Source organism: Pseudomonas californiensis (assembly GCF_021147775.1).
Lineage (GTDB): Bacteria > Pseudomonadota > Gammaproteobacteria > Pseudomonadales > Pseudomonadaceae > Aquipseudomonas > Aquipseudomonas californiensis.
The window spans coordinates 208675-235284 of sequence record NZ_JAGTPK010000005.1 but is presented as its reverse complement, the minus strand read 5'-3'; the positions used below and the strand labels follow the sequence as shown (position 1 = coordinate 235284).

The window sequence follows — 26610 nt, the reverse complement described above, 5'->3', positions numbered from 1 at the left end:
GGCCAGCACGCCGCCTACTGACAGAAAAGACAGGGTTGCAGATTGCAGTCGTTCAGATCCCTGAACCGGTTCGACCGGATAAAAGCATGTGCCGGATCATGCCGGGCGCGCAACAAACACATCCGCCAACAGCTGATTGCGCGGTAGACCAGCCAGATACAAGCGCTTGGCAAACAGCTCCACGCTCTCGACACTGCCGCACAGCAGTGCCATGGCGTGCCTGGACAATAAACGCAGTTCCGCCAGCGTCGCCTGGAGCGTTTGAGCAGTGATCAACTCGACCTGTAAGTGAGGATGGGCCAGGGCCAACGCCTGTAACTCGTCCGTCAGGTAGTGTTCATGATTGTCGTGGGCGAGATGAATCAAGCGAATCGTGCCCTGATGCTCCTGACGCAACGCTTCGCGCAGCACACCCCACAAGGGTCCAAGCCCGGTGCCGGCAGCGAGCAAGAGCAGCGGTTTATCCTGCCAGTCCGAGTCATAGCGCAACGCGCCACCGCGCAGCTCACCCAGCCGCATGTCATCTCCCACCTGCAGCTGTCGGGCTGCATCGCAGAATGCGCCAGGGTTGCGGCAGTCCAGATGAAACTCCAGAAAACTGTCCTCACCTGGCAGGCTTGCCAATGAATAAGGCCGAGCGATACCGGACGACGTCCACAACACCTGGTGTTGTCCAGCGCGATAGCGCAGGGCTCGTTCAGGCTCAAGCCGGATGCGCAAAACCGTCGGGCTGAGCCAGTCGCAACTCACCACACGAGCGGGCAAGCCATCAAGCGCAGGGTCGAACACTTCTACAGTGAGGTCGTCGACGACTCGACACTGGCACGCCAGACGCCAGCCTTGTTGCCGCTTCTCCGGCACCAACGCCTCGGGCAGCGCATCCTCAGGCTCGCCTTTCACACAACGTACCAGGCACGCATGGCAACTGCCTGCGCGGCAACTGTAAGGTACCGAAACACCAGCCTGATTCAGAGCGTCGAGCAAATTGGCAGCCGGGGCCACCAACCAGCTGCGTTCACCCACTTGCAATTGCGGCATCAAAGCGCCCCGCGCAGAAAATAACGGCGATTGTACAGACTGACCTGTCGGGCAGGTTATACTGCCGCGCCTTTTTGCGCCCGCTACGGCTAACCTGTCAGTTCTGGTTCACGCCGCAGTTCCAGACTGCTGCCGATAGCGTAATTGAATGTTCCCGTCCTTACAGAGGAGCGCGCCGCATGACCGTGATCAAGCAAGACGACCTGATTCAGAGCGTTGCAGACGCACTGCAATTCATTTCCTACTACCACCCCGTGGACTTTATCCAGGCCATGCACGAGGCGTATCTGCGTGAAGAGTCGCCTGCCGCTCGCGACTCCATCGCTCAGATCCTGATCAACTCGCGCATGTGCGCGACCGGTCATCGCCCGATCTGTCAGGACACCGGCATCGTCACCGTCTTCGTACGCGTGGGCATGGATGTGCGCTGGGATGGTGCCACCATGGGCCTGGACGACATGATCAACGAAGGCGTGCGTCGCGCCTACAACCTGCCTGAAAACGTGCTGCGCGCGTCCATCCTGGCTGACCCGGCCGGTGCACGTAAAAATACCAAAGACAACACCCCGGCTGTTATCCATTACTCCATCGTCCCGGGTAACACCGTGGAAGTGGACGTTGCGGCCAAGGGCGGCGGCTCGGAAAACAAATCGAAGATGGCGATGCTGAACCCGTCCGATTCGATCGTCGACTGGGTACTGAAAACCGTTCCGACCATGGGCGCGGGCTGGTGCCCACCTGGCATGCTCGGCATTGGCATCGGCGGCACAGCGGAAAAAGCTGCTGTGATGGCCAAGGAAGTGTTGATGGAGTCCATCGACATTCACGAGCTCAAGGCTCGCGGCCCGCAGAACCGTATCGAAGAGATGCGTCTGGAGCTGTTCGAGAAGGTCAACCAGCTGGGCATCGGTGCCCAGGGCCTTGGCGGCCTGACCACCGTACTCGACGTCAAGATCATGGATTACCCGACCCACGCCGCTTCCCTGCCGGTGTGTATGATCCCTAACTGCGCCGCCACCCGTCACGCGCACTTCGTGCTCGACGGTTCCGGCCCTGCATCGCTCGAAGCGCCACCGCTGGATGCCTACCCGGAAATCGTCTGGGAAGCCGGTCCATCGGCCCGTCGTGTCAACCTCGACACCCTGACTCCGGAAGACGTGCAGAGCTGGAAGCCGGGCGAAACGGTCCTGCTGAACGGCAAGATGCTGACCGGGCGTGACGCAGCACACAAGCGCATGGTTGAAATGCTCAACAAGGGCGAAACCCTTCCGGTGGACCTCAAGGGTCGCTTCATCTACTACGTTGGCCCGGTCGATCCGGTGCGTGAAGAAGTCGTGGGCCCGGCGGGTCCGACCACTGCAACGCGCATGGACAAGTTCACCCGCCAGATCCTCGACCAGACCGGCTTGCTGGGCATGATCGGCAAGTCCGAACGTGGCCCTACCGCCATCGACGCGATCAAGGATTACAAGGCCGTGTACCTGATGGCTGTAGGCGGCGCTGCTTATTTGGTGGCTCAGGCGATCAAGAAGTCGAAAGTCGTGGCCTTTGCCGAACTGGGTATGGAAGCGATTTACGAGTTCGAAGTCAAAGACATGCCGGTCACGGTCGCAGTTGACAGCAACGGTGAGTCCGTCCACATCACCGGTCCCGCTATCTGGCAGAAGAAGATCAGCGACAGTCTTGCGGTAGAAGTGCAGTAACAGTCGTCAGTCTGCGGTAAACAGGGAGCGATACGCCCTGTTTACCGTTCGCCGGTCTGCAATGGACCAATGGCTGACCCATCAGAACCAGGTTCCAGTCCCGCCGCCCTTTCGGGCATCAAGAAACACCTTCAGGTAATTTCCCGCAGCAGCAGTCGACGTCACTGTAAACATTTCAAGAGGCTTGAATACGCCTTCATCGCACTCGGTAGTGCGACGTTATCTTGCGTGCACCGCCTTGAACGATGAACAATATCGGCTGGGTAGCAGCAACAAAGCCTGAATCATGGAATGCAGCTCCCATAAAACGCTTGGCTGTTTTTTCGTCACTGGTGAACGACGTAAAAGAACTGGTCGTAAGCTGTGCGCCCGCTTTGAACGCAGCAGGGTTCATGACTCTGGCGCCTCTGTAGAGAACGTCGGTCATTTTCGGACCCAGAGATGCAGTTACCAGCCTCGCCAAGTGCGCGGGCCGGTCGTGATATTTCTTGAGAACGGCCACCGCCGGGTCAAACTCCCGGAGTTTTCGATGCCGGGGGAGTTTTGTCGAGTTTTCGCCGTTGTTGCGACTGTGCTCCAGCAGTACCTCATTCATGACATGCTTGAACGAATGGGGAGTGGGCGCCATTTCCCCTGAAGTCACACTTCTAGCTCGGCTGTTCACATGAAGATTGCCAGCGTTCGCTGACAGCTAGATATGTATGCCGCTTTTGACCTCCGGCGTCATGCTGATCCGGTCCTCGGCAAGTTCTTCCTCAGCGCCAAAAAATTTTTTGGAATAGTCCCACGTAGCGTTCGCAAATTGGGTAGCGCTGAGGTTGTGACCACGTATTTGTTTCCGCATCCATACATGGGTATCGTCCATGACTTGTTTTTTCAAGTAGGGATTGAGTACTTCTCCTGTCTCAAATAACTTTCTCGCGGTTGTCTTTGCCAGTCCCTTTAATACATCAGGCAATTCGACGGGCTGAAGACCATCAGCATCAACTCGTGTTATCGGGTTGTTACCCATCATGACATAAAGATTAAGGCCGGTGACTGCGCCTGCCGGGTCTGGATTGATCCAACGGTGCAACCAAGGCGCTTAGTACCTGAAGCCGTAGTAATACAACCCGCTCGCGTCACGCTCATTACCCGCATACAGGACCGTCTTGTCATTCCCCTCAACGGCACTGCGCGCCGCCCAGCATGACGTGCAACCAAACGGGTAATAACTTTCCTGGCTGATCAGTTTCCCTTGTTCACCCAGTTCCAGCGTGCTCGCGCCCAAATGATCAACGAAGCTGTAACGCAATTGATCCTGGTTCTGCGCGTGTTCCGCAGCCCGGTGCAGCACACGCACACAGTTGCGCCCGGCCGGTGCGGAGATGGCATGTACGGTTTCGCCCACCGCATTGGTGCGTATTTGCAGACCTGGAAGATAACGCACCTCGTTGATCAAAGTACGACCCGAGGCTTGCGCGCTGTGGGTTTTGCGACAGCGCTGACCTTGGCCGTCATACACATAACTCTCGTCGTCGTTTGAAGACTGGGGACGTTGCACGGTGGTGATCTGCTGCAACTGGTTGCGCACGTCCCACCTCAGCGCCTGACCACGTACAAGTTGCAACAGGTTGCCGTTGGCGTCGAAGTGGTCTGCAAATCCCGTCCCGAGATCCGTCATCGCAGATACTGCGATTGCTGCCTGGGTCCACGTGCATTGTACGAGTGAAGCTTTGCGCACCGACGTGACGCATCTGCAGAAGATTACCTGAGGGATCGTAATCGTATTGCTGGGTGTAATTGGCCATCTGATTGGGGTCCGGCGGGGTTTGAAGGTCAGGCAAAGCCGGACCATAACGGGCCCCGGTCTCGACCTCACGCCCGGTGGCTTCAGTCAGTTGGTACAGCGTGTCATAGGTGTAACGGTTGATCGGCTCGATGCGTCGATTGGCGAAGAAGCGCACCGGTTGAGCAGCGTCCTGCATTTCCAACATATTGCCGGCGGGGTTATAGCGATATTTGAAGTGCTGCAACGGCGACTCACCGGGCAACAAAATACGCAATTCATCCAGTTGACCGTCCTGCGTATCGTAGGTGTACTCGGTCACAACCGTATTGCCTGCGGTTTCTTGCTCAACCTGCCCAAACGCGTTGTAGACCATGTTCCTGACCAGCACAACAGGCTCGTCAGCATCTGACAACCAAAGAGAAACGGACTGCAAATTGCCCGAGCCTGTCTTTGTGGAGGCCTGCGTGTTGCCCATGGCGTCAGTTTGGCTGATAGCCTCGCCAAGCGCATTGAACGCCCACTGGGTGGCGAGCCCGGCTGGCTCAACAAGCAGCTCACGCGTCTGCTCATCAGGCGGCCAGTCGGGTAAGTCCAGTCCGTTCAGGAAGTGCCGACGCTCCGTAAGGGCCGGGCCGCAAACTGCGTAGTCCGGCCTATGCAGGCTGCCGGCGGTGTCGTCGTGGCGCATAAGCTGATTGCACTGGTTATGGGCATACGTAGCCGGGCCTCCGTACGTGAAACGCTCGGTAACATGGCCCTCTTCAGTGACCATCACAGGGCGCATTGCCGCGTCGTACTCGATATCGCCGCGAACGCTGCGGCCATCCCATTGGCTCGACACCGCACCTGCCTCGTTCAACAGCGCCAGTTGCCATCCGGCATCGACGTTTTTGGTCAACAAGGCAGTGCCCGACAAGCTGAAGGTTTGCACCTGATTGGCCGGGGCATCGGCCGCAGATGCCGAGCGCATGAAGAAGCGTGGGTCACGGCAGGCATATGCCCGACCCGCGCAGTCAAAACGCAGCTGCGTCACCCGAACATCCGCAAGCTGACCCGCCTCTGTGCGACAGAACTGCACACTCTGAACAGGCAAACCTTGTGGGCTCTCTGACGAGCAGCAGCTGTGTATTAGTGTGAGTATCTGGGCTCATCGGCTTCATCCCTGAAAAAGAACTTATGCCCGTTGCGGGCGCTCCCTATCAACGATAGTGCATCTGCAACATCTGAACGTGCAACGTACTGCCAAACTGAGGACGCGCGCGATCATGATTGTTTTTAGCACCGGACAGAAAAAACAACCTGTTGATTTAAAAGATATTCGACTCTAAAAACCACGTGACTGGTAATTCTGTCAGGTAGACGTCAGTACCAGGCTCGCCAAGACTCCTTACATGATTACAGGAGCGCTGGACATGACCGAGCAACCCTTTTCCTTACTGAAAACGCTGGCTAAAGCAGAAACCGACACCTCACGCAGCGACAACGGAAAGTCATCCTTTGTTGACGCGATGACGACCATGAATATCGAGTCGGTATTCGACATAGTGCGCCGCTCAAAGACGGCCTTTGTCCGCGAACTCTCGACACTCAGCGACGCCAATGGCGATCTGGCTTATGACAACGCACGCTGTTACGCCATGCAGATTGTGCGCTTGTATCGCAACCAGCTGGTGTCCTCGGGCGGTACTCCCCTGTCAGCGACCCGCACAGGGGTGCGCTCACTGGTTGAAATCGGCCCCAGCTTTCCAAAGCTGTTCAAAGAGAACTGGGATCAGTTCTGCAAAGTGGGCGCCATTGAGGCGAAAGATTCGCCGGTTGCCTACCTCACGTCCCTGTACCGGTTCGCAACGACCGAACTGGAGAGCGATCCACCGAATGACAATCGCATTACGCTCGACAAGCGACGGCCGGATCTCAAAGAGCTGATCATTGATCAGGCCAGTACCTTTACGCCAATCCCTACCTTGCAGCTCGTCAATGAAGTGCTACTCAGCGCTATCAAGGCATACATAGAAGCCGATGCTGTCAGCAATAAAGACAAAACCATTTATCAATTACTTGCCGAAAAGAAACACCCTTTCGAGTTTCCTTACAATCGCAGCCATAAACAGATCTCGCTGGGGTTAGGCGGTAAAAACCCGACCTTGGGTGAACTCAACTACCTGATCAGCCTCAAGGTCCCGGCAACCTCCGGTGGAACAGTGGCGTATGGTGCCATGCAGCAAAACAGCTCGAATGCCCAGATGATGATGAGCGGCCTGGGGCCGGAACAGCAGTCGATCCTGCTTGAGCCTATGCTACCCGAGCCGACGCCGCCTGACGCGGGGGTGTGGAGCGACGAACCCGCACTACCCGCAGACGAAGTCGGGAACGCTCAGATCACTGCTTTCTTTCGAGAAAACTACGGTGTGCCATACGCCGTTGGCGGAACATCCAATCCGCTGGATTCACTGCAGCTGTTCATCGAGAAAACAGGGTTATCCGGCCAGGCGGTAGAGGCATTGCTGGGTGTCGCCAGCGCGGCACCGCATCATTCTGCCAACAGCAGCCCAACGCCGTCCTTTTATGGCACGGGTTACGTCAACGGGAACCAAAGCCCCGCTCTTTCGCTCGACAAGAGCACTGCCGGCACAACAAGACTGCTGAATACCAGCGAAGACCGCTTTGATCGCTTACAACGCATGATCCGTTTGCAGCGATGGCTCGATATCCCGTTCGCCGAACTGGATACTTTAATCACGGCCTCCATCTGGTCCCAAGGGACTGAAAATACGGCGTTCGTGATAACTCCGAGCACAGTGCGAGCTTTGGGGACCTACCGCTTCCTGAGTCAGCATTACTCACTGAAGCCGGAAGAGTTTGCAGCTTTCTTACACCATATAAGCGTGTACGCCCGCCCCGGACAGTTGCCACTGAATGATCAGATATTCAACAGCCCGACAGTGTTCAACACGCCCTTCAAACTTGACAGGGTGTCGTTTTATCTTGGGGAATACGACGTCGAAAATGAACGTACGCTGATGCAGCTCTGCGCAGCACTTGGGCTCACGAGGACCCAGGAAAGCCTGAGCCAATTGGCTACAGAAACGCTGAGCGTCCTCAAGCCGATTACAGCGCAAAATGCATTGAAACGAGATCTCGCCACGATATCTTCGCTTTACCGCCAGGCCCGTATAGCCTCAATGTTTGGTCTAAAACCCGAAGAGGGCCGCGTCTTGGCAGATCTGCTCGGAGGGCAACATTACCGCGAGCTGCTCATCACCGGAATGTTGCGTCCATACGAAGAGCTCACAAGCGTGCAAAATTCGCTACCAGACATTCTCGACGTCATCATGCAAATGGACTGGGCTGTGAAGTGGTTCACCAGTACCGGCCGTGATGTCATGACTGTCAGGCGCCAGCTGGCAGTGGATCCCGTCGAATACATACTGACCGAAGAGCTTACCCGACAAGTCATTGAACTGGGCCTGGAAGCCAAAGAGGGCCTGCTGATCCCGCAGGAACTGAATGAGTTGAAGTTACCTGCTGGCAGCCCTGCAATTGATTGGCCGGGGATCCTCCAGTCATTGCAAGATGATCAAGGTCTGATCAACGACGCGGATTTTTCGCCGACAGAGGATATCGCGCAGTACTTCGCTGAAAAGATACTGGATGCGATCGGGGGAAGCCTTGGTGACCCGCAAAAAAAAGAAGCGTCCGTTCTGCTCGGGGATTTTGTTTTCAAAGGATACGTAGCGCAGCGTCAACTGGTTGAAGGCTTGTTACAAAACATCGTCCGACTGCCATCTGACCGCTGTGACACGGTCATGTGCTGGGCGGGGAGCAGCAGCTCGATATTACTGAAGCATGTCATTTCTTTCTCGGTCTCCCGATCACCCCAGGCAATTTCCGAACAGTTGGCCATGCTGACCCGCTATACCGAAACGACTCAACAACTGGGCCTGAGCACTGAAGCTTTGCGAGCCTTTCTGGTTAATCCGCACTGGCTAAGCGCTGATTTTTCGAACCCGCTCAGCCTGACGTTGAGCAGCCTTTATCTGCTGGACCGCTATCAGGACTGGAGGGACAATTCCGGGTTCCCTGAGGCGACTTTGCTCGGCTATTTCAGCCAAGCAAACGCCAGTGTGATAGACGATAAAACGTGCGCCAAACTGCTGGCCCCGCTCATTGGCTGGTCAGCTTCGGAAGTGCAGAGCGCTTCAGCCTCTTTGATTGACAGCAACAACGCCGCCACTTCCATGGAACAGGTCGACTGGCTGCGCCGACTACACAGCGCCAGCATGCAAACAGGGCTGTCTGCCTCCCGACTGTTAAACGCCGCAGCATTGAATCGGCTGGCTGACGCGACGGACTGGAGCTATCTGGGCGACGCAGTAATGACCGCGAGCACTACTCCCTCTCAGTGATTGTCAAGGAAGACATTCTCATGAAACCTTCTATTGAAAGCCAGCTTGACGAGTCGTTTCGTGACGCACTAGTTGTCTATTACCTGGGCGAGGTTGTACCCAACTCACGCGTCTTGAGGCCCTTGGGGCTAGATAGCCGACTAAAGACTGCGAACGACCTGTACGAGTTCTTTCTGATCGATAACCAGGTCAGCAACGATGTTCAGACAAGCTATGTCGCGTCAGCCATCAGCAGTCTGCAGCAGTACATCAACGGAGCTCTGTTGGGGATGGAGCCCGGGCAGGAGTCACTGCGAGCCGATGACGCGCGCTTTGTGGAGTGGCTTGGCCGAAGCAGTCAATACCCGATCTGGGCAGGCAACATGCAACTGGCGCTGTACCCTGAAGTTTATATTTCCCCCGCGCTGCGTTTGAAAAAGTCCGCTTACTTTGCGCAGCTGGAAAATGATATCAACCAGAACAAAATCCATGTCGACACCACACTGGATGCTGTTAACTCTTACCTGGCCAGTTTTGAGGAGGTGGCCAACTTGACCGTTATTAATGGGTATATTGATAGCGCAGACTTTGCCAGGGGAAACTATTATTTCATCGGAAAATCCCGTGCGGAAAATATATTCTATTGGCGCAGTGTCGACATGAACGAAAGGTCCTTCCTAAATGACACTGCCGGTCCCAAAGAGGACTACCCGACACCCGGTGCATGGTCGGACTGGAAGCGCATGGATGTAGGAATCAATGGCAACACCCTGGAGCGCACCATCCGCCCGGTCTTTTTCAACAACCGACTGTTTATTACCTGGGTGGACTTGATCCCTGTAACCGAGGAGTTGGAGAGCACTCTGCCCACTACAAAAATCACGCCCGACGCCGATGGTAGCGTTACTGTTTTTCCTCCGAACTCTTTGGCCCCCCAAATAAAAACAACACCCAAAGTCAGGATAGTGCTCAACGCCGCCTATAAAAAATATGACGATTCCTGGAGCACGTCTCAAACTTATATAAACAAGACATGGTTGAATCATTACAACCTGCTTGACCAGCCTGACCCTGAGAGAAATGGAAAAACAGTTGAGGGTGAACTTCCAACTGAAGGCGAGCACACGCTTGAAAACGAACTAAATACTGTAGCGGTATTCGATCTTTCAACGTCACCTGAATGTTTATTCATCGCCTTGTACGCTGGAGAATCTCTTACGGAGGGAGACTTCAATGGGACGACCTCCACCTACAAATTCCTGACGACGGCGTATATTGACAAGAGTTTTAATATTAAGCCCTCATTTCCTCGTTCGGGCTTTCTTCTTTCACCTTATAGCATTCCTTCCTCGCACCCGGATGAGTTGCTGGTCCGCAAGTTATGCTGGGTGTATGCATTGAAAAATAAAAACAACCTTCAGTTTACTTGGAACACTCATATTGCGATCAGAGTGATTGACAATGCGTCTCCGGACAGTTGGAACGCCCTGGAATTGCAAAAGCATGTTACAGATATGACTGGCGAATTTGCTCCAGTAGTTAACCATGCCTCTTCAACGATTGAACTGTTTACAGGCATCAACGCCGACATCGACGATCAGCCAGATATCAAATTCACACTTACCTTCACCAGTAATCTACCAGTGGCAACTCCGTTCATCATGACAATCGTCGCCAGTAAAAAATCAAACATTTACTACAGCATTGAAAACGGTTCAACACTGAAGGTATCTTCAATCCTTCCAATAAACAGCGAGTTCGCACCCAGCTTCTCGCCCAACGAAACGGAAGAGCCCAGTGAATTTCTCTATACTAAAGAATTCGGTAACTTTTTTATTACATCAGAGCATGTAAACAACGAAGAGCTTTCGTTGGCGGGCGGCTATTTTAAAGCCGATACCCTTGAAAAGATTCTTTCATCCCCTGCGGCAGAGGACGCAAGGGGATGGATAAGGCTGCATGATGCCAATATTTTTATTTCAGCCCAGGTAACATTACCCAGCCATACAGAAATTGAATATCACTCCTACAATCAAGAATTTCATTACCCTACCCGCCTGGACAATCCTTTCGGCGAACAGAAGCTTATATCCTATACCAACCTTAAAGACACTTTAACGGCACCCAGCCTGTACACCGCTTCCATCCCTTTCGATAAAGCAACACTCCGCCCCAAGTTTCTTTCGTCTGCAAACGGCAATACCTCAAATATTTTCTACATAACCCACGGCATTGGAATCGATAAAAAAAGCACGAATGCAGACTTTGGCGAGGCGAAAAAGTCAACGTCAATGGAGCTTGTACTGGCAACCACCTCCGGCATTGAGCCGCTCGCGCCAAAAATCAGCAAGCGTGTCGACCTCGTTCTGGGTATAGCGGAGTACATCGACTTCACGGATTCAAGTATAAAATTCACTGACGGGGCGGAAGACATCAAGCGCAAACCCATTCGCATGAACACCCTGTTCGCCCGCGAACTGATCAACAAGGCCAGCATTGCACTGGAAGCGCTTCTGTCCTGGGACACCCAACAGTTGCGCGAACCACCAATAGGGGATGAAACCGAGCCCAGCGCGATGGACTTCAAGGGTGCCAATGGGCTTTATTTCTGGGAGCTTTTTTTACACTTGCCGTTCATGGTTTCCCACCGCCTCAACCTTGAGCAGCGCTTCAAAGACGCCGAATTCTGGCTGCGTTTCATCTTTGACCCCGGTCGCAAGGCAACCGGCAATCGGGATGCATACTGGAACGTGCGACCTCTGGTTGAAACGTCCGACCCCGACTATTTCATGCGCTCGCCCATCGATCCGGACGGTATCGCAGCCAGCGATCCGGTCAAGTATCAGAAAGCGGTCTACTTCCACTACATCAAGAACCTCATCGATCGCGGTGACATGGCCTACCGGCAGCTGACCCCGGACAGCCTCGGCGAGGCCAAGCTCTGGTACGTACGTATCCTCGACCTGCTGGGCCCGCGCCCCGATGTCGTGCTGAGCAGCCAGTGGGCGCCCGACACGCTGGATGCCATTGCCAAGGCCAAAAGCCCAGGTCTCAGGGCATTCGAATCGCAGCTGCAGCAAACTCAGTCCGGCAACGCAGAGGACACTCGCAGGGCAAACATCCATCAGCACCATGCCCTGCGCCTGAGCACCTTTACCAGCGACCCGACATTGCTTGAAGAAGACAACGACCGTTTCATCACGCCGATGAACGCTGAACTGGTCCAGTATTGGGATATGCTTGAGTCCCGCCTGTACAACCTGCGACACAACCTCACGCTGGACGGCAAGCCCTTGTCGTTGCCCTTGTTCGGCGCCCCTCTGGACCCACGCGCGTTGCTGGCCGCCTACGCCAACGGCTCAGCCGGCGGCGGCGCGACCAGCGTACTGGCGCACGAGACACCGCATTACCGGTTTGCCGTGATGTCAAGCCGGGCCAATGCCGCTGCCGAGATGCTGATCCAGTTCGGCAACACGTTGCTGTCGATCATTGAGCGACAGGAACAAGGGCAACTGATCGAACTGCAACAGCAGCAGGCTTGGGAATACGCACAGTTCGCCATTGATCTACAGCTGGAAACGCAAAAACTCGAACTGGAAACCCGCAAGGCCCTTTTGGCCAGCAAAGCCATCGTTGACGCACGCGCCCGCTTTTATGCCGGTCTGGTGGATGAAAATGTCAGCGATGCTGAAATCACGACGGGCGAGCTACTTCTGGAATCTCGCGGGTTTCAGAAAATCGCCGCTGCGGCCTGGGTAACAGGCGCAGCGCTTACGGTGGCACCCAATCATCTGGGCGTGCACGCAGGCGCAACGGGCGGCATGGCAATGGGCGCGGCTGCAGGCAGCGCTATTGGAGGCCATCGACTGGAGGGTGCGGCCTATGCTGTCGCGCATGCTACCGGAGGCATTGCAGCCGATCTTGAAAGCATCAGCCGAAGTATGGAACGAACAGAAATGTTTCGCCGGCGTCGTCAGGAATGGGAAAACGCCCGGGATCAGGCAGTGTTTGAATCTGAACAGATTGATGCACAACTGGCCGTCCACGATGCGCAGAAACGCGTCACTGCCTTGCAACTCAGGCAGGCCCAGGAAGCGAAGAAACAGGCTGAGGCAGCTCACGCCTTCCTCAACAAACGCTTCACCAACAGCCAGCTTTACCAGTGGCTCAATGGTCAGCTTTCAACCTTCTATTACCAGGCCTACGACGCCACTTTTTCGCTGTGCATGGCCGCTCAAGCCTGCTGGCAATTCGAAATAGCCGATTACACCACCCGCTTCGTCAAACCAGCCGCCTGGAAAGATGCATGGTGCGGGCTGACGGCAGGTGAGTCACTGAAACTGGATCTGATGAAGATGGAGGCAGCGTATCTGGCCCGCAACGAGCGCAAGCTGGAAATCGTCAAAACGATTTCAGTGAAACAGCTTCCGGCAGAGGAAGGTACCAACAAGGGATGGGAAACTGTTGAAGCCATGCTGGCGGATAGCGGCGTCGCGGAGTTCGAGATCACCAAACAGATGCTGGACGACGATTACCCTGATCTTTACCTGCGGCGCATCAAGCGCATCAGTATTTCCCTGCCTGTCACAGTAGGCCCGTATCAGGATATCCACGCCACACTTACGCAAACCTACAGCGCAGTCGAGATGACCACAAACACTGCAAACCTGATCGAAAACCTGCGGGCCAGTCAGCAGATTGCGGTTTCGACAGGTGTAGACGATGACGGTCTGTTTGTTTTCAACTTTGATGATGAGCGTTATCTGCCGTTCGAAGGCACCGGCGCGATTTCCCGCTGGACGCTCCAGTTCTCGAACCCTGGACTTCAGACGGACATGATTGCATCGATCACCGACATCATTGTTCACATGCGTTACACCGCGAAGCGCAAATAACTGCTGGAGGCACGGGCATGGACGCTCAATCATCATCGCAGCAAAGCGCACAACCCGCTGTTGCCACGCCCTCACTGCCCAAGGGTGGTGGTGCCATTCAAAGCATCGGCAAAGGCTGGGGCGCCGTGGGCAGCAGTGGCGCGGCATCGGTGGAAATAACACTACCCATCAGCCAGGGACGCGGCTATGCGCCCGCGCTGTCACTCAGTTATCAGAGCACGACTGGCAACGGCCTGTTCGGGATTGGCTGGAACCTGGGCATGGCATCCGTCAGACGCCGTGCGAGCAAAGGGGTGCCGCTGTACACCGATGAAGACGTTTTTCTCGGCCCAAGCGGCGACGTTTGGCTACCTGAACGTGACGTGTCGGGTGCGCTGGTGTCCTCAAATCTCGATCATTACAACGAGACTGCACTCGACAGAACCTACCAGGTGATTCGCTATTTCGCTCGGGTGGAAGGGGCCTTTGACCGTATTGAACGCTGGCGCACGGAGGCGACCGATCCAGGATTCTGGCTGGTTCACGGGGCCGACGGCAGTCTGTATGTCTACGGTAAACGAGCCACCTCGCGCCATGCAGACCCGGCCGACGCCAGCCGTGTCGCAGAATGGCTGCTTGAGGAGAGCATGAACGCAGTGGGCGAACATATTCTTTTTGAATACCAGGCAGAAGATGGTGCAGGACTGCTACCTGATGCGATTCACGCCTCATATGCTCAGCGCTATTTGCAGCGTGTGTGCTACGGCAACAAAGACGCATCAGCCCCCTTGTACCTGTGGGACGAAGCCTCGCTGAGCACCTTGAAATGGCATTTCGAACTGCTGTTCGATTACGGCGAGCGAAGTATTGACCTGCCTGCAATGCCGACCTATCAGGCGTCTGGTCTGTGGCCGTTGCGCAACGACCCGCACTCCAGTTTTGCGTATGGGTTCGAGCTGCGCCAGTTGCGCCTGTGCCAGCAAGTATTGATGTTTCATCGTTTCGCCGAGCTGGGTGAAAGCCCGCTGCTGACCCAACGCGTACTGCTGGAGTATCGCACCACCGACCTTGGCTACAGCTTTCTGGTCGCCGCACACGCCCAGGCCTGGGACGGCACAACACAGCGCAATCTCGATCAGCGACCTGCATTGCAATTTGCCTACAATGAGTTCTCCGGCAAGCCGGTCATCTGTACCCCACTGGACTCACTGGCCGGGCTAAACGACGGGCAGCCTTATCTACTGGTGGATTTGTATGGAGAAGGTCTGCCCGGCGTGCTGCACAAGCGCGACAAGAGCTGGCTTTACCGCGAGCCCATTCGCGCTGAATCAGGCGGTAGCAATGCCATCGCCTATGGCCCCTGGCAGGAAGTCGCGCTTATACCCACTCAGGATTCGACGGCGAGTGTACGTCAGGCCCTGACCGACATGAGCGGCGATGGACGTCTGGACTGGGTCGTTGCCCAACCCGGCATGGCCGGAATCATGACCCTCAGGCCGGACGGAGACTGGTCTGGCTTCGTACCGTTCTCGGCCTTCCCTACCGAGTTTTTCCATTCTCAGGGACACATGGCCGACCTGGTGGGCGACGGGCTGTCTGACTTTGCAATGATCGGCCCACGCAGTGTCCGCCTGTATGCCAATCGGCGAGCACAGGGTTTTGCGGTGCCGGTGGACATCGCGCACGAGGAAGATCGCCTGCCCCTGCTCAGTGACAGTCCCAAAGAGCTTGTGGCGTTCAGCGATTTGCTGGGTTCCGGGCAGCAGCACCTGATTCGCATAAGGCACAACGAAGTACGGATCTGGCCAAACCTCGGCCGCGGGCGCTTTGACAAAGGTCAGTTGTTCGCGACACTGCCTTTCCCCTACGACACGTTCAACGTCAATCAGGTGCGGTTGGCAGATCTGGACGGCTCAGGCGCCAGCGATCTGGTTTACCTCGAACCTGACAATGTTCGGGTTTTCATGAACAAGGGCGGCAACGGCTTCGCGGAACCCTTCGATCAACCCTGGCCGGAAGGCGTCCGTTACGACCGTTTTTGTCAGGTCAGTGCAGTCGATCTGCAAGGCCTCGGGTTTTCCAGCCTGGTCTTGACCGTACCGCACATGACGCCTCGTCACTGGGCCATGCACTTCGTGTCGGGCGATGCCGATACGCTGGATAAACCGTATCTGCTCAACGCTACCAACAACAATATGGGTGCGTCCGGCAGCGTGAAGTACCGCAGTTCAGCGCAGGAGTGGCTGGACGAGAAACAGGCATTGCGCGCAGCCGAAAACCCTGCGGTTTCATACCTTCCGTTCCCGGTTCACGTCGTGGTCAAACAAACCCAGACGGACCTCATCACAGGCAACACGCTTACCCAGTTGTTTGCCTATCGACAGGGTTTCTATGATGCCCGGGAACGAGAGTTCCGCGGTTTTGGACTGGTATTGCAAACTGACACCGAAATACCGCAACAGTCCGACGAATGCTTTACTGCACCCGTGCTCAGCAAAACCTGGTTCCATACCGGACGCTACCCGGCAGCAGACTTCAGCGATTACGATACCCGCGATTCGCAAGCCGTCCCCTTGGGCGACCATCAGTTGTACAGCTACAACCTGGCCAATCAGCAGAGCGAGCTGATCGCCGAACCGGACGAAGCCACCTGCCATGAAATGGCCCGGACGCTCAGTGGTTCACTGCTGCGCACCGAAGTGTTCGGGCTGGATGAACATCAGCAGCCGTCGGTGCTTTATTCAGTTCAGGCCCACCGTTATCTGGTTCGCCAGCTTCAGCCGCTGAATGAACATCAACCTTACGCCCTGATGACGCCTCTGCAACTGGAGACCATCAGCTATCAATACGAAGCCGAACAACTCGACGACCCCCAGTGCGCTCACAGTCTGAATCTGGCGTGGGATGCTTATGGCGTTCTGACTCACGGTGTGACGGTCAACTATGCGAGACGCAAGAAGCCTGAGGACGCGCCACCTTTCGAAGAGGACTGGCAGCAACAATGGTGGCGAGCGTCCCATGACGAGGCCCAACAGTTTCATTACCTGAACGAAACGCGCGCTGAAGCCATCCATCTTGACCGCCCGCAAAGCTGGCGGCTGGGCCTGCCCTATCGTGCCCGTGGCAATGCGATGGTGATCAGTTGTGAAGAACTGTCACCCCAGCAGATCAGCCATGAACAGTTTGCCGATCCGGCGGGAGCGTTCACCCGGTGGCCGCGTACGTTGACCGGCCTGTCAGTCCAACGCTATATCAAGTGCGGCGATGGCGAGGCCACCTTTCAGGCATTGGCCGACGCGACTGAAAGTGCAGAACTCGACGATCACGCCTTGAGCGCCTATGCCCGAGTCATGACCCCCGACAAGTTGGTCACCAGACTGAGCCAAATGGGCTATCACCGGATGGCCAGTTTTCTTCCGGCCGACAACCTGAATCTCTGGTCGGTCAAACGCGGTTTTGCTACCTACGCCGAAGGGCACGCGTTCTATCGCGTCATGACATTCCAACCCACTCGCAGCCATGGCAGTACCCAGGTCGAGTACGACACATACAGTCTGTTCGTCAGCAAGATCACTGATCCGCTGCTGTGTGTTACCCGCATCTTTCATGATTATCGCGTTCTGCAGCCGTGCCGGATAATTGATCCCAACCAAAATACCCAAGAGGCCGACTACGACGCATTTGGTCGGGTATGGGCGACCAGTTTTTATGGTACCGAGCTGGGCGATGAGGTGGGCTTCGATCCACTTTACCCCGATGAGCGCCTGCAAGGAGGAACGCAAACAGCCATTCAGTATCCCGACGATGCGCTCTACAACCAAGCGAGCGCCACATATTACGACGCCAACATGGCCGAAGAATCCGGATCAATTCCGTTTGGCAGCGCGACGCTCCAGGCAGATCGCTTCCCCGACGATCCGGCCAGGCAGATCAGGATAAGCCTGGTGTCAGTGGATGGCTTCGGGCGCATTCTGCAAACCCGACAACTGGTCGAAGACGGTGATGCCTACGCGGTCGATGAAGCCGGTAACTTCATCCTGGTCGATGGGAAGCCTTTGGTCAGCAGTGCCTCACCACGTTGGCGGGTGAGCGAGCGAATCGAGTACAACAACAAGGGCTTGGCAGTACGGGTTTACCGCCCGTATTTTTCAAGCAGCTCAGCCTATGTCAACGATAAGTCGCTGCGCGAACACTGGCATCACGACAGGCAGCTTTACGACGCGCTGGGTCGGCCGACCATCACCATCACTGCCAAAGGCTGGATGCGACGTCAGACCTACCGAACCTGGTACACCATCAGTGAAGACGAGAACGATACCGCCGAAGAAGTGCTGGCGCAGAACAAGGAAGGCGAACAATCGTGAGCCATCTGCTACACGCCCGGACGCCGGACATTATCGCCGTGGACGGGCGGGGTCTGATGGTGCGTTGCGTGGTCTACTGCCGGCGCAGCACGGACGTTGCTGCGCAACGCCAGTTGACTCGCTTTACCTGCAATGCAGCCGGCCAGCAAACCGATACATACGACACGCGGTTGATGACGCCCAACAGCACAACTGTACGTAGCCTTTCAGGCATGCCACTGCTGACTGAAAGCGTCGATGCGGGCTGGCGAGTGATGCTATCGGGCATTGCAGGCCAGACGCTGGATACCTGGGACAGTCGCGACTCTCACCGTCGGGTGGAATACGACACGCTGCTGCGCCCGGTGTCAATTACCGATGAGGGTTTTGTAACTGAACGATTCATGTATGGCGGACCGGGTACGTGCGAGCATAACCAGTGCAACCGGCTGATCCGCCATGACGACACGGCCGGGACGCTGCGGTTTTCGGATTACAGTGTGCCGGGATCATCCATAAGCGAAAGCCGACAGTTTCTGAAAGACGTGAGTACACCGGACTGGCCGTTGGAAGAAGCTGAGCGAGAGGCTTTGCTGGAATCAGCCCGACTGGAAACCCTTGGAGACTTCAACGCGTCAGGCGAACAAATCAGACACGTCGACGCCCAAGGTAACAGTCAGCATTTCAGCCAGACCGTAGCGGGTCAACTGCAGTCCGTTTCACTGTCATTGGCAGGAGTTGTCGGGCTCAGCGTTCTGGTCGACAACATCATTCACAACGCATTCGGACAGGTCGAGCAGGAAACTGCTGGTAACTGGGTCGTCAGCCAGTACACCTACGATGCGCAGGACGGCCGGCTGATTGAGCAGTGCACGTCCTCGCCCGACAGCTCCCGGTTGCAGCACTTCAAATACCGCTACGATCCCGTCGGAAACATCCTGGAGCTGGAAGACGCCGCCCAGTCTGTCCGCTTCTTTGCCAACCAACGCATCGAACCCATCAATCGCTACCGCTACGACACGCTGTATCAACTGATCGAGGCAACTGGGTTTGAGGTGATAACCGGAGCCAGTCACGGCCCGGATCTGCCTGATTTGCAAACCCCGCCGGATGCCAACCAGCTCGCCAACTACACGCAACGCTATGACTATGATCCAGCAGGCAATCTGCTGGAAATGAGGCACATCGGTACGCAATGCTTCACTCGCAAAATGCGCGTCGCGCCCGACAGCAATCGTAGTTTGATTGACGACGGGGACGCAGATTTTGCCAGCGGATTCGATGCCAACGGCAATCTTCTGCAGCTGGTTCGTGGCCAGAGTATGAGCTGGGACGCACGTAATCAGTTGCAGCGCATCACCAGCGTGCAGCGCACTGACGGCCCCAACGACGAGGAATGTTATGTGTATGACGGAGATGGCCAGCGCTGCCGCAAGATCAGCAGCGCACAAGCTTCTGGTCGTACGCTGATCAACGAAGTGCGCTACCTGCCGGCTCTGGAGATTAGGACCAATGCAGTCGGCGAAACCCTGCACGTCATCACCGCCCAGGCCGGTCGCAACAGCGTGCGCGTCTTGCATTGGGTGTCAGACTCGCCCGTTGCCAATAACCAGCTGCGTTACAGCCTGACCGATCACCTGGGTTCATGCACGCTGGAGCTGGATCAGAGCGGCGGGCTGATCAGCCAGGAACGTTATTACCCGTTTGGCGGCACCGCATGCTGGGCGGCGCGCAGTGAAGTAGAAGCCAACTACAAGACCGTGCGTTATTCCGGCAAGGAGCGTGATGCAAGCGGGCTTTATTACTACGGCTTCCGGTATTACGCACCGTGGTTGCAGCGCTGGATCAGTTGTGACCCGGCCGTAGACTTTACAGAGCACAACCTTTACCGATTCGTGGAAAACAATCCGCTTGGATGGGTGGATGCCGAGGGGTTGGTCGGCACTGATCCAAACAGACCAAAGCATATCTCCTACGAGGACTCCGGGCTTGAAGCGAAAATCGAGGCCGTCAAAAACAGGCGCTCGGTAGTTTTCAACTTTATGGACACGCATTACAAGCATTTTCAAGAGCAGCGCTACACGATGTACTCAGAGTACACACTGGAAGGAACCCGTCAGGAAAATACATTTGAAAATAAATTCAAACCCTATAAATGGACATTCATATCCAATTTCAGAAATGTCTCCACCGACCTCGCCCACGCCAATGACGTTGCGTTAAAACAGTACGAACTGATTTCGCAAAAGGAAGGCTTCATGGGTCATTTACCGTCAGTCATCAAGCGGGATACGGTGGTAAACGTCGGCGTGCTCAAGGTTGCCCACGATTATGAAAGTGAAAGCGAGGCTCTGAAAACGGCATTCTTTGAAGACACACAGAATGGAAAGAGCACCCAGCGAATACTGGACGACTTTGGTCTTGTCGCAGACAAAATCACAACCCGGTTTCTTAATGACGCCAAGGATCAAGTAGATGTTTACATCCATGTCAGCCCCAAAAACCCGGTTGCGCCAAAACCTGCAGCCCCCCTCTCGGTCGCTCCCGCAACCGCGTCCAGATTCTCCGTGACACCGGTATCGCCTGTGATACCGCAGCCGGCGACATCAACGGCGGTGGTTGCAACCGCCCAGCAAAGAGCCTCGAGGTTTTCTGTCGTACCTGTAGCGCAAGGCTCACCGACCAGACGTCGTTCGAGTACGGCAAGTCTGAACCCTTGACCGCAAATCCCACGTACCTCAATGCCAAACGTGAACCAACGTCTGGCATTGGGGAGACAAAAGGCAGCCGCCACAATCGCCCGTTACCCTGCCTCTGTGTTCATGGGACCAAACCCGCAGGGCGATCTGCTGCGCTCAAGCCGGAGGAAACTGTGCCGCCGTCCGCTGTCCATCCACATTCGAAAGCTTCTGCCACCGCACCAGGCTGCGCCAGCCTTTCAGCGTAGAGTCTCTGGCACGCTCACGAACGATCAACACCAGAGGCCGCCAGGTTTCGCGCATCAGCATGATGTCGTCGATAGCGCGCTGGGCCTCTTCGGCGCGTTGCGAGTCGCCGTGCTTCAACGCCAGCGCCTGAATACTGCGATAGCCATCGATCTCGGCGCCTGCTCGGCCTTTCATTGAGTAGTTGACGTTGTACTGGCAGTACTTGCTCTCCTTCCCCAAGCGCTTGATATCATTTTCAAACGTTTCCAGAAGCGTGGCGGCACGCAGACGGTTGTCAGGCGTGTGCTTGGTACCGGATTCGTCCGGTTCCAGTGTCTCGATGCAACGCATCAGCCATACATCGCGGTTGGCATTGATCTCGGCCAGCATGTCGCGCGGCGTGGAATAGTGCCGATCAAGGTCTGCATCCTGCTTGTCACCGATCAGGAAAGGGGAAATCTCATTTTTTTCAAGCGCCCACGCCAGGTCGCGGGAAGCGCCGAGTTGCAGCCCCAACCCCTGCCCTTGCACACCGTGATGCCCGTTTTTGGCCGGCACTGCTCCACTGGCGATTGGCGACACATTGAGGTTGGCGCTGATCCCGGCTCGTTGTTGAGCGGTGCTCGCCCTGTTACCCACCACACTGATGAACCCACCCTTCTCTGTGCGCTGTTCAGTGATCCGGTCCGCTTCGACGTATACCGAAGGCTCCGCCGTGATGTTCTGCCCAGCGCCACTGTTACCGTCGACAAAACGTGAAGCCGGGGACCGAAAAGCCAGACGTCCTGCCAGCGTTCGGGTGTTGCTTTTGGCATCGATCTGGCTGATGGACACCTCTGGGTTACGCGCCAGTATCGACTCCAGAGGTCCCGCGTAATCGCGCCCTCTCTCTGGCTTGATCAGGTCCCAACGCACCATGCTGTCCAGCGCATTGACCATGTTGCCGCGCATTTCATCGTCTTTGTGGCGTGTCCGGAAAAACCGCATCAGTGTCGAGCTGGTCTTTGTCTCCTGCGCGGTAAAGCGTGTCGTCAGCGCACCTTGCAGTGACACCCCAGGCGCCACTTGCGGGCCGACGGCAACACCGACCGTGGCTTCGGCGGCATCGGTGCGTGCCTTGCCGAACGACATTTCCATACCCAGGATGGGCATGAACAACTGGGCGAACGCTTCGTCACTGCGCGACTTTTCTACCGAGAAGATCGGTGAAGCAATCGGCGATATAGAACCATAAGGCAACGAAGGAACACCCAGCCCCAGAGTACCCCCACCTCCCAGACGCCAGCGGTCACGCAGGCGACTTTCAAGAATGGCCGGTTTGAATAATGTGACGATGTCGCTTTTATCGTTCAGGTGGCGGTTCTTGAGCAGTTTTATCGCCGCCTCCAGATCGTCTGTCAGCAAGTCGTCAACGGGCGCAGCGGGCATCAGCGCGGGCGGCAACACCTCGCGCAAGTGTTCATCGATACGATTGACTGCTTCGTAGGCTGTGAGCCTGCCGTTGGTCAACTCCGTATAAAACGGCGGCAGGGTGACAGATTCCGCTTTCGGCAGCAGGTTGACTTCGCGCCGGCCACCGGCGTCGGTCGGCTTGTCCCACATCTGCGACAAGCGCTGCTGTTTGACGCGTGCCTTCAGTAGACTCTGAATCGTCTTGCCGTCACGTTTTCGCAAGTTCGTCTGTGACAGGTGGTTACCCTTTTTCTCCAGCGATTTCAGGTGATCGAGCATGGCCTGGGCCGCCGCAACCTCGGTTTGAAACTCTGAAGCGACGCGGCATGTTTTCAAGTGTGCGTCCAACAGGCCGATCCGCCGCGAGATGACCATGTCGACTTGCCGCCTCGGCGACTGTATACCCATGCTCTCCCCCACCGAATAAGCACGGTTCAACGTCGATTTGGCAAAGGGCGTTTTGTTCAGCGTCGGAATCAGCCTGCGCGACAACGAGGTTTTATCAACAGTAGGTGCCGTTGTTGGCGTGGGGGCATCGGCCGCGGCTGCACGCATGACCCATTCGACCGTCGCCTTTTTGAGCCGCGCGTTGTGCTGATCATAGAGCGTGCTGGGGGCGTTGCTGAGGTAGCCGTTGCGCACGGCATTGAAGGCGGCATTGTCGACGTCGTCGACTGGCGTCTCATCGCCCGCCAGCTTGTTTCGCGCCACGTGCCTGGCGGTTTGCAGCCATCCCTTGACGGCCTCGTCCGGCTCGCTCTGTTGCGCCTGATCAGCATTCCAGAACACCCGTAAATTCAGCGCCTTGGCCGCCGCAACCGGCTCGTTGCCGTCGCCGGACAGCACGTGCAGCATCTCTATGCCACGCGGTACATCGGCCATTTGTCGGCAAAAGTCGAGGATATCCTGCTGCAGATTTGCAGAGCCTGAAGGGCGAGTCCTGACGGATTTTCTCAGATCATCGGCAACGCGCGGCCAGTGCTCGATGGGGTACTGGTTGAGAGCGTCGAGTACGCGCCTGGCACGTTCTGCGTTGTTGCCGGTTACGTCGGCCAGCGCAGACGTCACCGATTCAATCACAGCGAACGCTGGCAACGGAGTGGGCGCAGGTTTCCCGTCGAGGCGAGCAGTAATGCGCATGAGGGCCGGTTGTATTTCCTGCATACCGTGCGGCGCAAACGCATTCGATGCCTGGATCTGGCGGGCAAGGAAGCGCTCGCGAACAGTCTTCAAAGCGGCCTTGTCTACCCGCTCGGCAGCATCAGCGTCTGGAGGTTGGGTCTGGGACGCAGACGGCGGCAATTTTTGCCGGGTGTCATTCAAGGCAAAGCGCTTGTCAGTATCGACAGCAATACGCTGGTGAAGCGCCCCCAGCGCTTCATTGAGCCGAGCCATATCGGCATCGACTCGCACCAGTCGCTGAACCAGATCCTGATGTATCTCCATCGCCCGCGACCGTTCTTCGAACCCGCGTTCAATCGTGGCATTCACTGCATCCGCTTCAGCAGAACCTTCTGGAGTTTCGCGAAGCTGGGCACGCAACGTTGCCAGTCGGCTATCAGCGTGAGCGAGCGTACGCTCGGCGACGGTCATATCATGGTCGAGAGAAATCAACGCACGCGTCTCGGCCGCCTTCAGTTTGAGTTCGACACCGAGGGCGTCACGCCGATCAGCGAACCTGACGTCGACCGCTTCTATCAACCCTCGCAGCTCGCCCAGCCATTGCCCGGAGAATTCGGCCTTCTGCTGAATCTGATCGTGCCCCTCACTGAGTGCACCGAGGCGCAAAAGGTCGGTGCCCTGCAGCAGTTCACGCAATTGCCGGTTGGCCAGTTCGGCCTCGCTGTCGGCCAATTGAGCGCGCGCCTGAGCCTGATCAACCCGATCAGCAGCAGGCGCAGGCTGGGTCTGGCGCAGTGAATCCAGATGTTCGTGGGCCTGCGCGCGCTTTCTGATCGCTACATCGACCGCATCAGACAGGTGATCCAGTCGGGCGCTCAATTCGGCCGCCGCCGCCGCGATGGCTTGAGGGTCGTGAGGGGGCTGTGTCTGGGTCGACTTCGATTTGTCGTCCGAGGCAAGCAGGCTGCGCAGAGGATCCGGCTTCAACCAGGGCATGACCTTGCTCGCCATTCGCCGGGCCGTTGACGGAGCCGGACGCTCCCACTGATCAACCGGCGTGGCGGTGAGACTGGCGAGGGCTGACTCAGCCAGAGCCATTAACGTGTCAGCCTCTGCCAGCAACGCATCTTCGCCCTGATTGCCAGCGCTAGGTTGCGCAGTCTCATCAAGCCCGGTGCGCAACGGCCGGTTGATGGTGCGGCCCGTGCCCGGTATGCCAAATGTGAAGACAGTCTGGCGTTCAGAAGCCTTACCGGCAATACGCGCTCTCAACCCATGAGCGTGCTGGACACCGGGGCTGGATTTCGGCGCATTGGGGTTAGCGACAGATCGCGAAACGGGCTGCGTGGGCGGAGCCTGGACGGTAGCAGGCCGGGGAGTTGATTCGGGTTCGACAAACGCAGGGCGAGCAGGTACCGGTGTATTGATTCTCAACGTCATAAGAGTCTTCCATTAACTCAATGATGGGTTTCGACAGATAAATACAAGTGGGCGGTAATAATCGACTGTGCGTTGTGTGTGTGTGTGTGTGTAGCGTTAAACCTGGTCACCTGAAACCAGGGCGCCGAGTGCGCATGAACGATTCAAGGGCATGGAGCCTGGGTGGCGTGATGGCTCCATTCGGTAGAAGTGATGCAGTGAAGCGGCCTACGTGACGTCGCCATTTCGGATGCCTCTCGCAGGTGAGTGGGCGCCGTGGTGTTTCGGTTCCATGCGCCGTGGTTTGGACAGCGCTGCCATCGAAACGCACCGACCGATGCCTGACCCTGCATGAAAATGCTGGGCCCTACACTCATCCTGCCTTTTCGGGCCGCGGCCCATCCGCTCTGCCGCACCTCAGTTACGCTGATCGAGCAAGTTGACCACCAACCGATCAATCCAGCCCCACACCCGCTGCTTGACGCGCCGCCACAAGGGCCGCGCCTTCCAGTCTGCGAGGGTGACCTCGCTGCTCAAGGCGAAATCCTTGTCGAAACTGGCAACCACATCGCGGGTCAGCCCAGGGTCGATGGCTTCCAGGTTCGCTTCAAGATTGAAGCGCAGATTCCAGTGGTCGAAGTTGCACGAGCCGATGCTCACCCAATCGTCGATCAGCACCATTTTCAGGTGCAGGAAACACGGTTGATATTCGAAGATCTTCACCCCTGCGCGCAGCAGCCGCGGGTAGTAACGGTGGCCGGCATACCGTACCGAGGGGTGATCGGTGCGCGGGCCTGTCAGCAGCAGGCGTACATCAACGCCACGCGCCGCCGCCCTGCGCAGGGAGCGACGCACTTTCCAGGTCGGCAGAAAATACGGCGTTGCCAACCAGATGCGTTGCTGACCGCTATTCAGCGCGCGTACCAGCGATTGCAGAATGTCACGATGCTGGCGGGAGTCGGCATAGGCCACGCGCCCCAGTCCGTCGCCTGAAACCGGAACCTTGGGCAGGTGCGTGAGACCAAAATTTTCTGCAGGCCGCCAGGCGAAACGTCGGGCGTTTGCATGAAACTGCCGGTCGAACAATGCCTGCCAGTCGATCACCAGCGGGCCGGTGATCTCGACCATCACCTCATGCCACTGACTGACCTCTTTGTCCGGTTCCCAGAATTCATCGGTCACACCGGTGCCGCCGACCACGGCATAAGCCTTGTCAACCACCAGCAGCTTGCGGTGATCGCGGTAGAAATTACGGATGCCCCGCCGCCAATGGATCGGGTTGTAGAAGCGCAGAATCACTCCGGCATCGGTCAGCTGTTTACGCAGCCCGGCATCGAAGGCTTTGGAACCGAAATCGTCAAACAGGCAGCGAACGATCACTCCCCGCCGGCCAGCCTCGACCAGCGCACGCACAATCGCATCGGCGCAGGCACCGGCCTCGACCAGGTACAACTCCAGATCCACCTGCTGCTCGGCGCGGTCTATCGCGGCAATCATGCGGGGGAAAAACGCTGGACCATCGATCAGTAATTGAAACTGGTTGTTTTCACGCCACGGAAAGATCGCACCGTTCATA

9 protein-coding genes and 1 pseudogene are annotated in these 26610 nt (G+C 56.7%); 5 read left to right on the top strand and 5 right to left on the bottom strand.

Annotated features, from left to right (window positions below; genetic code table 11):
* Positions 1 to 96: 96 nt before the first annotated feature.
* Positions 97 to 1038 (bottom strand): iron-sulfur-binding ferredoxin reductase, encoded by a 942-nt coding sequence (locus tag KDX37_RS07315; protein ID WP_231651997.1) that lies wholly within the window; start codon positions 1036 to 1038, stop codon positions 97 to 99.
* A gap of 179 nt (positions 1039 to 1217) precedes the next feature.
* On the opposite strand from KDX37_RS07315, the gene KDX37_RS07310 reads away from it, so the two are divergent.
* Positions 1218 to 2741: a fumarate hydratase gene (locus KDX37_RS07310; RefSeq protein ID WP_231651996.1), complete on the top strand. Its 1524-nt coding sequence runs from the start codon at positions 1218 to 1220 to the stop codon at positions 2739 to 2741.
* A 196-nt stretch (positions 2742 to 2937) separates the two neighbouring features.
* Here KDX37_RS07310 and KDX37_RS07305 read toward each other — a convergent pair whose 3' ends face one another.
* Both KDX37_RS07305 and KDX37_RS07300 read right to left on the bottom strand, forming a co-directional pair.
* A complete protein-coding gene (locus tag KDX37_RS07305) occupies positions 2938 to 3336 on the bottom strand; it encodes a hypothetical protein (protein ID WP_231651995.1) in 399 nt (132 codons plus the stop codon).
* A gap of 375 nt (positions 3337 to 3711) precedes the next feature.
* A pseudogene (locus KDX37_RS07300) lies at positions 3712 to 5663 on the bottom strand (RHS repeat domain-containing protein); the annotation flags it as partial.
* 261 nt (positions 5664 to 5924) lie between these two features.
* On the opposite strand from KDX37_RS07300, the gene KDX37_RS07295 reads away from it, so the two are divergent.
* Genes KDX37_RS07295 through KDX37_RS07280 form a run of 4 tightly spaced genes read left to right on the top strand, consistent with a single transcriptional unit; the run spans position 5925 to position 20834 of the window.
* Positions 5925 to 8918 carry a Tc toxin subunit A gene (locus KDX37_RS07295; protein WP_231651994.1) on the top strand — a complete coding sequence of 998 codons (2994 nt, stop codon included), beginning with the start codon at positions 5925 to 5927 and terminating at the stop codon, positions 8916 to 8918.
* 20 nt (positions 8919 to 8938) lie between these two features.
* On the top strand, positions 8939 to 13792 hold the full coding sequence (locus KDX37_RS07290) for a Tc toxin subunit A-related protein (RefSeq protein WP_231651993.1): 4854 nt from the start codon (positions 8939 to 8941) through the stop codon (positions 13790 to 13792).
* Between the two features lie 17 nt (positions 13793 to 13809).
* Positions 13810 to 18135 (top strand): SpvB/TcaC N-terminal domain-containing protein, encoded by a 4326-nt coding sequence (locus KDX37_RS07285; protein ID WP_231651992.1) that lies wholly within the window; start codon positions 13810 to 13812, stop codon positions 18133 to 18135.
* Positions 18132 to 20834 carry an RHS repeat domain-containing protein gene (locus tag KDX37_RS07280; RefSeq protein WP_406641519.1) on the top strand — a complete coding sequence of 901 codons (2703 nt, stop codon included), beginning with the start codon at positions 18132 to 18134 and terminating at the stop codon, positions 20832 to 20834. The genes KDX37_RS07285 and KDX37_RS07280 overlap by 4 nt, the downstream gene beginning before the upstream one ends.
* Before the next feature lie 135 nt (positions 20835 to 20969).
* Here the strand turns inward: KDX37_RS07280 and KDX37_RS07275 are convergent, their stop codons facing one another.
* Positions 20970 to 24737, bottom strand: a complete 3768-nt coding sequence (locus KDX37_RS07275) for a type III effector (RefSeq protein WP_231652008.1) — start codon at positions 24735 to 24737, stop codon at positions 20970 to 20972.
* A 714-nt stretch (positions 24738 to 25451) separates the two neighbouring features.
* Positions 25452 to 26609 (bottom strand): phospholipase D-like domain-containing protein, encoded by a 1158-nt coding sequence (locus KDX37_RS07270; RefSeq protein WP_231651991.1) that lies wholly within the window; start codon positions 26607 to 26609, stop codon positions 25452 to 25454.
* Position 26610: the final 1 nt, after the last annotated feature.